We start from the raw sequence: 516 nt of genomic DNA on the forward strand, positions 1-516 counted from the left end.
CGTAAATTTCAAGTTCAACTTTAAAATTACGCTCAAATTGGTTAACTTATCTTCTTATGCAGAAAATGCACGCAGCAAACAAAATAGCCAATCAGTGCTCGTTTAATGCTTCCAACAATATCCATCATAAACCGAAGCAATCACATGCAAATCTTCACCCTCATAATATTCAACAATCAACTTTTTAAATTCAGGACCTATACTGTACGCAAGCAGGTGTCATCAAAACGATATATTATTTAAGTGCGATTTGCAAAGGAGCGCCACTGATTCTGTATGGATTGAGAGAACGGGTAGTATAGCTACACTTTTTTGAGTGCACACTATGGGATAGTGGGTGCACCTTTTAACGATAGAAAAATATCGCAAAAGGTATACCATTTAGCTTAATAGCTTGATTTTGAGTGCAAAATATTACTATTTCTTCTTATAACCTATAGCAACATTACCTGTTTTATTAATCCCTGGTACTTTAAGAACATCAGAGCTTGGCTTGTCTTTTAAATCAAATTTTCC

This window comes from Gardnerella vaginalis (assembly GCF_001546455.1).
In the GTDB taxonomy this organism is placed as follows: Bacteria; Actinomycetota; Actinomycetes; order Actinomycetales; family Bifidobacteriaceae; genus Bifidobacterium; species Bifidobacterium vaginale_B.